Here is an 8026-nt window from a genome sequence, read left to right on the forward strand (position 1 = left end):
CCTGGAGACCTTTCAATGAGCAAGCCCAAGCCCCCCACCCCCGCCAACGACCACCTGGCCGCCTTCGGGAAGACCGACGACCTGGACCGCCTCACCAACGCGGAGATCCAGGCCCGGCTCGAGACCACGGGCCAGGCGTTGAGCCGGGAGATCAGACTGGCGACCTTGCGCCTGCGGGAGCAGACGCTGGCCCGATATGAGGCGAGCGCGCGCCAGGACCGTCACTGATCTCTCGGCCTTGACCGCTGGGGACGCGCGCAGTGCGGGTCCCCAGCCCCGTCATCGTCCTATGCCGATGTCTTTCCAGATCTCGCCAAGTCTTAATGGCGCGTTCATAGGTTTATCCACAGGCCGGACCCAGTCCACGACCATGAACGACGTGTAATGTGTCGTCGATGTAATCCACCTTTCCATCTTGTAACTTGAGTTGACCGTTGCGGATCGGCAGTTGTCGCCTCACTGAGGGGAACTGCCGATGACCAAGACCATGCTGCTGGCGAGCGCCGCCGCCCTGTTTTTTGCCGCCGGCGCCAGCCAGGCCGCCGACACGGCGCCGGCCGCCGTCCCTGCTCCTGGCCAGGCCCCGCTGGACGACGCGGCCCAGAAGGGCGTGCTGGTCTTCAACCCCGACTTCTTCGCCGCCCAGCGGCCCAACACCGCCCTGGACATGGTCGAGCGCGTGCCGGGCTTCAGCCCCGACGACGGCAGCGGGGCGCGCGGCTTCGAGGGCGCGGTCGGCAACATCCTGATCAACGGCAACCGCCCGGCCTCGAAGAACGACCAGGGCACCGACGTGCTGGAGCGCACCCCCGCCGGCCAGGTCGACCGCATCGAGCTGATCCGCGGCGGGGCGCCGGGCATCGACATGCAGGGCTATGCGGTGGTGGCCAACGTGATCCTGAAGACGGCCGCCAGCCGCCAGTCGATCGTCACCTGGGAAGCCAAGCTGTTCGACGGCGGCCACGACATCTATGGCGGCAGCTACCAGTTCAACGCCAAGAACGGCGATCGCAGCTGGAGCGTGCGGCTGAGCGACGGCATCGGCATGAGCGACTCCAACGGCGTGGGCCGCAATGTCCGCCGCGACGCGGCCGGGGCGGTGCTGCGCGACGAGGCCTACGCCAACGACGGCTGGGGCGGCGGCGACTCGGCCCGGCTGAACTATGCGGGGCCCCTGGCCGGCGGCAAGATCGAGGCCACGGCCGAGTACGGGGTCGACGACTGGAACGAGTGGCAGAAGATCAGCTCGCCGGGCGTGCTGCGCTCCAGCGACTATGCCGAGGACAACAAGTCGGGCGAGTTGGGCCTGACCTATATCCGGCCGCTGAAGCCGAAATGGACGCTGGAGACCCGCGTCATCCACCAGTTCGAGAGCTTCGACCAGGTGGCCACCGGCAGCGACACCGAGAAGAACCTGGACCAGCGCTTCACCGCCGAGGGCGACTCCTCGGAGTCGATCCTGCGGGCCCTGGTCCGCCACGAGCGCACCGCCGCCCTGACCTTCGAGGCCGGCGGCGAGGTGGCCTACAACATGCTCGACACCCACCAGGCCTATGTCGAGAACGGCGTCGCGATCGACCTGCCCAGCGCCTCGGTCAAGGTCGAGGAGCTGCGCGGCGAGGCCTTCGTCAAGGGCGCCTGGCGGGTGAACCCCAAGCTGACGCTGGAGGGCGGGCTGCGGCTGGAGACCTCGACGATCAAGCAGTCGGGCGACGCCTCGGCCGAGGAGAGCTTCTTCTACGCCAAGCCCCGCTTCCAGGCGACCTGGACGCCCAAGGCCAACCACCAGCTGCGGGTCCGCTTCGAGCGCGAGCTGGGCCAGCTGGACTTCGGGGACTTCGCCGCGTCGTCCGACCTGGACGACGGCAACGTCTACGGCGGCAATGTCGACCTCAAGCCCGAGCAGCGCTGGATCTCGGAGATCACCTACGAGCGGCGGTTCTGGGGCGAGGGCATCGTCTCGATCGGCTTCCGTCACGACGAGATCATCGACGTGATCGACCGCCTGCCCCTGCCCGGCGGCCTGTCGGCGACCGGCAATATCGGCAACGGCACGCTGGACAAGCTGTCGGTCAATATCGTGATCCCCACCGACCGCTGGGGGATCAAGGGCGGCCGCTTCACCTTCAAGAACGACTGGAACGAGACCCACGTTACCGATCCGACCACGGGCGAGGATCGTCCGATCTCGGACGTGCGGCCGACCCAGGCCAATATCGGCTTCCAGCAGGACATCGCGGCCTGGAAGACCCAGTGGGGGGTCAACTGGCTGCCGTTGCTGGGCCTGGGCACCTATGATCCGGACCAGACCAGCAGCTGGCGCGGCGCGGGCTATGTCGAGAGCTTCGTGGAGTACAAGCCCACCCCGACCCTGTCGCTGCGCGCCCAGCTGAACATCTGGGACGACTTCGTGATCCGCCGCGCCGTCTATTCGGACCGCACCGCGCCCCGGCCGGTGGCCTTCACCGAGGAACGCGACATCGACCCGCGCACCTTCCTGTCGCTGAAGCTGAGGAAGACGTTCTAGAAACAGGTGGCGGGCGGCGCTTCAGGTCGAGGTCGGACGTCGGCGGCTAGACCTTCAACCGCTGGATCAGCGCCGCGGTCGACGGATCGTGCGACCCCGCCGCCCCGCTTTCCAGCTCCGGCAGGATGCGGCCGGCCATCACCTTGCCCAGCTCAACGCCCCACTGGTCGAAGCTGTTGATCCCCCAGATCACGCCCTCGACGAAGGTCTTGTGCTCATAAAGGGCGATCAGGGCGCCGAAGGTCTGGGGCGTCAGACGCTCCATCAGCACCAGGGTCGAGGGGCGGTTGCCGGCGAAGGTGCGCTGGGGCGCCAGGGTGGCGATCTCGGCCTGCGGAACGCCCTTGGCCTGAAGCTCGGCGACGACGTCCTGCGTCGTGCGCCCCACCATGAAGGCCTCGGCCTGGGCCAGCAGATTGGACAGCAGCTTCTCGTGCATGCCGGCCGGGCCCTCGTCGGACTTGGCCACGCCGATCAGCTCCATCGGGGTGATGTCGGTCCCCTGGTGCATGCATTGGAAATAGGCGTGCTGGACGTTGGTGCCCTCATCGCCGAACACCACCGTGGCGGTGCCGCGCTTGACCGGCATGCCGTCGGGACCGACCGACTTGCCGTTGCTCTCCATCTCCAGCTGCTGGAGGAACGAAGCCAGGCGGCGCAGGCGGTGCGAATAGGGCACGACCGAGCGGGCGCGGCGGTCCAGGCCGTTGCGGTTGAAGATCTGGGCCAGGGCGATCAGCACCGGGGCATTGGCCTCCAGTGAGGCGGTGGCGAAGTGCTCGTCCATGGCCGCCGCGCCGTCCAGGAAACCCTGGAACGCGTCCCAGCCGCAGGCCACGGCCACCGACAGGCTGACCGACGACCACAGCGAGTAGCGCCCGCCCACCCAGTCCCAGAAGCCGAACACCCGATCGTCGGCCACGCCGAAGGCGGCGGTCTTGTCCAGGGCGGTGGAGATGGCGGCCAGATGCTGGTTGGCGCCCTCTTCGCCCAGGGCGGCCGCCAGCCAGGCGCGGGCCGCACTGGCGTTGGCCAAGGTCTCCTGGGTGGTGAAGGTCTTGGAGACCACGATGACCAAGGTCTGTTCGGGGTCCATGTCGGCCGTGGTCAGGGCGAACTCGGCGCCGTCGACATTGGCCACGAAGCGCAGGTCGATGCTGGGCTTCACCGGACGCAGGGCGTCCCACAGCAGGCGCGGGCCCAGGTCGCTGCCGCCGATGCCGATGTGCAGGATGGCCTTGAACGGCTTGCCGGTGGCGCCCTTGATCTGGCCCGAGCGCACGGCCTCGGCGAAGGCCTTCATCCGGGCGCGGACGGCTTCGACCTCGGCCATCACGGGCTGGCCGCCAGCCTTGAAGTCGGCATCGGCCTTGGCGCGCAGGGCGGTGTGCAGGACGGCGCGGCCCTCGGACGAATTGATCGCCTGGCCGCCGAACATCCGAGCCCGGGCGCCTTCGACGTCGGCGGCGTGGGCCAGGTCGAGCGCGGCTTCCAGGCCAGCCTCGTCCCAGGCCTGCTTGCTAAGGTCGATGTGCAGACCGGCGACGTCCAGGGTCAGCGCCGCGAGCCGTCCCGGCTCGGCCTCGAACATCTCGACGATGCGCTTTTCTCCGGCGGCCTTGGCGGCGTCTTCCAGGCGAGTCCAGGCGGCGTCGAGATCGGCCATGCGGCGTTCCTTCACACTGAAGCGGTAGGGGCTGGGCGGTGCGGGTTGGTCAATAGGCGCTTGCCCGGGCGGGCTTAGCAAACGGATGCCGCCGCGTCATGAAGACCAATAGGTTTTTCGCGAAGGAAGCCGTTTTCCGTGACGCCGAAGCCTGCGGTGTTGTCCATCCGTTCATCCCGGCCAAGGCCGGGATGAACGGATGCTTGGGGCGCTTATGCGTCCTTGTACTTCACCGAGCACCCGTAGGGCTGGCTGTAGGCCACGGCCACCTTGCGGCCGGCCTTCACGTCATTGAGCGCGGCGGCGACGTAGTTCCTGGCCGTCTTCAGGTCCTCGACCTTGGCGCTGGGCGTATCGTCGATGGCGCCCTCGTAGACGATCTGGCCGTCGCGATCGATGACGAACATGTGCGGCGTGGTCTTGGCCTTGTAGGCCGTGGCCACCGTCCCCTGGGAATCCAACAGCAGGGCCGTGGGTTTGGCGCCCTTGGCGTTCATCCAGGTCTTGGCGGCCGCGCCGTCCGGGAAATAGCCCTGCTTGCCGGGCGCCGACGAGGCGACGGTCAGCCAGACCACGCCGTTGGCCGTGGCCGCCTGCTGCAGGCCCTGCATGTTGCCTGAATAGTGCTTGCGAACGTAGGGACAGCCCTCGTTGACCCATTCCAGCACCACGACCTTGCCCTTGAACTCGGACAGGGAGCGGGTCTTGCCGTCGACGTCGACGGCGGTGAAGGCGGGCGCGGCCTCGGCAAGGGCGAGGGACGGCGCCAGGAGCAGCCCCATCAGGGGCAGGCCGGCGGCGACGAGACGGCGAGTGATCGGCATGGCGGTTCTCCCGAGCGTGAAGCCCCCGACCACAGGATTCCACAGAACCCCGTTCCGAGAAAGACTCGCAACAACTTGACGGCATCGCCGCACCTTCGCCATGCACGCTTGATAAGGCGAAGCTAGACCTCCAGAAGATCGCCTCCATCCGAGCACCGCCCACCGACCATGCCGCCGAAATTCAAGATCTCCGCCGCGTTCGCCGCAGCAGCCGTCCTCCTGGCCGGCTGCGCCACCCAGACCAGGACCACGGTCTTCGTGCCGGTCGTCGCCCCGACGCCGCCCAGCTCGCTGACGCCGCAGCCGGTTATGCTGTTCAACCAGACCAAGGACGGCCGCAAGCTGTTCACCCTGGACGCCGAGTTCCCCTATTGCGACGCCCAGACCGGCAAGGTCATCGTGGTGCCGCGCTGGTATGTCACCGACTTCGCCAGCGTGCCCTGGTATGGCCAGGGCTTCGTCGACCCGCAGGGACCGACCGCGCGAGCCGCTATCGTCCACGACTGGCTCTACACGATCGGCGAGCCGGGCAAGCGGCAGGAGGCCGACGACATCTTCCTGCGGGCGATGCTGAAATACGGCGTGCCGCCGTTCCAGGCCAACATCGCCTACAAGGCCGTCCGGATCGGCGGCGAGAAGGGCTACGGCCTGCTCACCGACTGGAGGTTCACCGATCCCAAGCGCCAGGACTTCTTCCAGCCCGCGCCCTTCGCCAAGCCGCGCATCGGGGCGGTGAAGGTTCTGCCGCGCTGCCAGGGCTTCGGCGCCCTGATCCAGTCCGGCTGGCGGGCCTATCCGATCAAGGGCCCGGTGATCACGGCCCCGCCGCCGGTGGTCGTCACGCGGACGCCGCTGGACCAGGTGAAGGCGCGGCTGCCGTTCGGGGACAAGGACGGGAAGAAGAAGTAGGGTGTACGCCCTAGCGGCCTGTCCGGACTGGCCCTCGCGAACGGGACGATCGTCCCTCCCGCGGACTCGGTTTGGGTCACGGCTTTCCCCGGGATGAGCGGAATTAAAGAGATGGCCTCTTAGGCCGCCCCCGCCTCGGGCGCCGGATCCTCCCCGCCTTTGCCGTAAGCCTCGACCAGCTGGCGGTAGTATTTGGAATTGAACGCCAGGAGCGTCGCCGCCACCCCGAACACGCCCGCCAGGGTGAAGACCAGGGCGATGCCACGTTCCGGCCCGCGCCCGAACCAGTCGCCGATGGCGTCCGCCCCCGATCCCGTGGACATGAACGGAATGACGACGAACTGAGTCAAGGGGCCGATCAGGAAGGCGGTCAGGGGCGAGGCGGCCTGCTCGACCGACTGGGCGAAACCGAACACCCGACCCTGGCGCTCATACGGCACCACCTTCTGCAGGGTGGTCTGCTCGGCGGCCTCGGCATAGGGGCCCAACAACATCCAGACAAAACAGCCCGCGCCCAGCAGCCAGATCGACGACTGCACGGTGAACACGCAGCACACCGACCAGGTGATCAGGTTGACCAGCAGCAGAGTGCGCAGCGGATTGGGGCCCAGGCCCGTCTTGGAAATGATGATCCCGCTGAGGATGAAGGCCGTCGACAGGAATCCGAACAGCAGGCCCCAGGCCTGGACCGAGACCAGCGACAGGCCGTAGGCGTCCAGCAGCGCCATGAAGATGCCGCCCAGGAAATTGTTGAAGCAGGCGAACAGGATCAGGGCGAACAGGCCGGGCACCGCGCCGATCACCTTCAGAGTGCCGGCGATGTCCACGCGCCGAGGCTCGGCGGGGGCGTCGGCGTGCGGCGCGGCGCGCGGCTCCTTCACGCCCACGCCCAGCAGGTGCGCGAACGCCAGGGCGGTGAAGGCCATGGCGAAGACCAGGGTGTAGAACATCCCGCCCCAGGCCACGAGGAAGCCGCTGATCACCGAGGTGGTCAGGAAGCCGATGCCTGTGACCATCCCGACCAGGCCGTTGGCCTTGTCGCGCTCGGGCTCGGGGATCAGCACCGTCACCAGGGTGGGCAGGGCGATCGACCGGATGTTGCCGGCGATGACGCCCAGCATGGTCAGGCCGATGAAGATCCATAGATAGGGCGCGTAGACCTCGGCCAGGCCACCCTTGGGGGTCAGCTGGTGCGCGGCCAGGGCCAGGGTGTAGAACACCAGCGAGACCAGGCTGGAGCCCAGCATCACCGTCTTCTTGAGGTGGTGGTCCACCAGGCTGCCGAACCAGATCCCAGACCCAGCCGTCAGCACCAGATAGACGCCGGCGATCATGCCCGTCGCGAAGACCGAGCGGGTCTCCAGATAGACGTAGAAGGTCAGGGCGAACCAGACCGTGAAGTTGGTGATGTTGGCGACCAGGTTGTTGCCGAGCAGATGATGGAACACCGACCGGGGCGGGTGCTGGCTATCGAGATCGGACGGTGCGCTGGACATGGCGCGAACCTGCCAGCGGCCGGCGGCGAGCGCAACTTTGGGCGAGCGGTGTTAGGGCGTATCGACATGGGCGTCCGAGACGAAGACCTCGTCCTTCGACAAGCTCAGGATGAGGCTTTTCTATCGCCCCGCCCTATAAATGGTCCACATCCTGAGCTTGTCGAAAGACGAGGACCACGCACCGAGCGTGAAGATAATACGCGCTAACCCTTGGCCGCCTTCTCCACCGCCTCGATCACCAGGCCCTCGGTCAGCAGCTGCGGCAGGATCACCGGCTCGCCGCTTCCCTTCGGATAGACCAGGTACAGCGGCACGCCGGCCCGACCGTGCTCGGCCAGGGCGGCGGCGATGACGGCGTCGCGCTTGGTCCAGTCGGCGCGCAGCAGCACGGCGTTGGAAGCCTTGAAGGCGTCGACCAGGCGCTGGCCCTTCAGGGCCGTACCCTCGTTGACCTTGCAGGTCACGCACCAGTCGGCGGTGAAGTCGACCATCACCACCTTGCCCTCGGCTTGGAGGGCGGCGACCTTTTCGGGGCTCCAGGGCTCGGAGGCCAGGCCAGGACCGGCCGGCGCCTCGGCCGACGCGGCGGCGGCGGGCGTCGCGG

Annotated in this window: 7 protein-coding genes; 3 read left to right on the forward strand and 4 right to left on the reverse strand. The window is 67.7% G+C overall.

Going from position 1 to position 8026, the window contains the following annotated elements; all coding sequences use genetic code 11:
* Positions 1 to 15: 15 nt before the first annotated feature.
* Positions 16 to 228, forward strand: coding sequence for a hypothetical protein (locus WAL33_RS04500; RefSeq protein ID WP_422178908.1), 213 nt, complete (start codon positions 16 to 18; stop codon positions 226 to 228).
* Between the two features lie 247 nt (positions 229 to 475).
* Positions 476 to 2527, forward strand: coding sequence for a TonB-dependent receptor plug domain-containing protein (locus WAL33_RS04505; RefSeq protein WP_422178910.1), 2052 nt, complete (start codon positions 476 to 478; stop codon positions 2525 to 2527).
* A gap of 46 nt (positions 2528 to 2573) precedes the next feature.
* Here WAL33_RS04505 and pgi read toward each other — a convergent pair whose 3' ends face one another.
* Together pgi and WAL33_RS04515 are read right to left on the reverse strand one after the other, a co-directional pair.
* The gene (gene pgi, locus WAL33_RS04510; protein WP_422178912.1) at positions 2574 to 4193 is read right to left on the reverse strand and encodes a glucose-6-phosphate isomerase; all 1620 of its coding nucleotides are present in this window, start codon (positions 4191 to 4193) and stop codon (positions 2574 to 2576) included.
* A 212-nt stretch (positions 4194 to 4405) separates the two neighbouring features.
* Complete coding sequence (locus WAL33_RS04515; protein ID WP_422178914.1) at positions 4406 to 5017, reverse strand: thioredoxin family protein; 612 nt, start codon at positions 5015 to 5017, stop codon at positions 4406 to 4408.
* Positions 5018 to 5185: 168 nt separating this feature from the next.
* Here WAL33_RS04515 and WAL33_RS04520 point away from each other — a divergent pair, with 168 nt between their 5' ends.
* Positions 5186 to 5926: a DUF1353 domain-containing protein gene (locus tag WAL33_RS04520; protein ID WP_422178916.1), complete on the forward strand. Its 741-nt coding sequence runs from the start codon at positions 5186 to 5188 to the stop codon at positions 5924 to 5926.
* A gap of 119 nt (positions 5927 to 6045) precedes the next feature.
* Here WAL33_RS04520 and WAL33_RS04525 read toward each other — a convergent pair whose 3' ends face one another.
* Together WAL33_RS04525 and WAL33_RS04530 are read right to left on the reverse strand one after the other, a co-directional pair.
* Positions 6046 to 7422 (reverse strand): MFS transporter, encoded by a 1377-nt coding sequence (locus WAL33_RS04525; RefSeq protein WP_422178918.1) that lies wholly within the window; start codon positions 7420 to 7422, stop codon positions 6046 to 6048.
* A 203-nt stretch (positions 7423 to 7625) separates the two neighbouring features.
* A partial coding sequence (locus tag WAL33_RS04530; protein WP_422178920.1) for a thioredoxin family protein occupies positions 7626 to 8026 on the reverse strand: 401 nt, incomplete at its 5' end.

This window comes from Caulobacter sp. (assembly GCF_049283275.1).
In the GTDB taxonomy this organism is placed as follows: domain Bacteria; phylum Pseudomonadota; class Alphaproteobacteria; order Caulobacterales; family Caulobacteraceae; genus Caulobacter.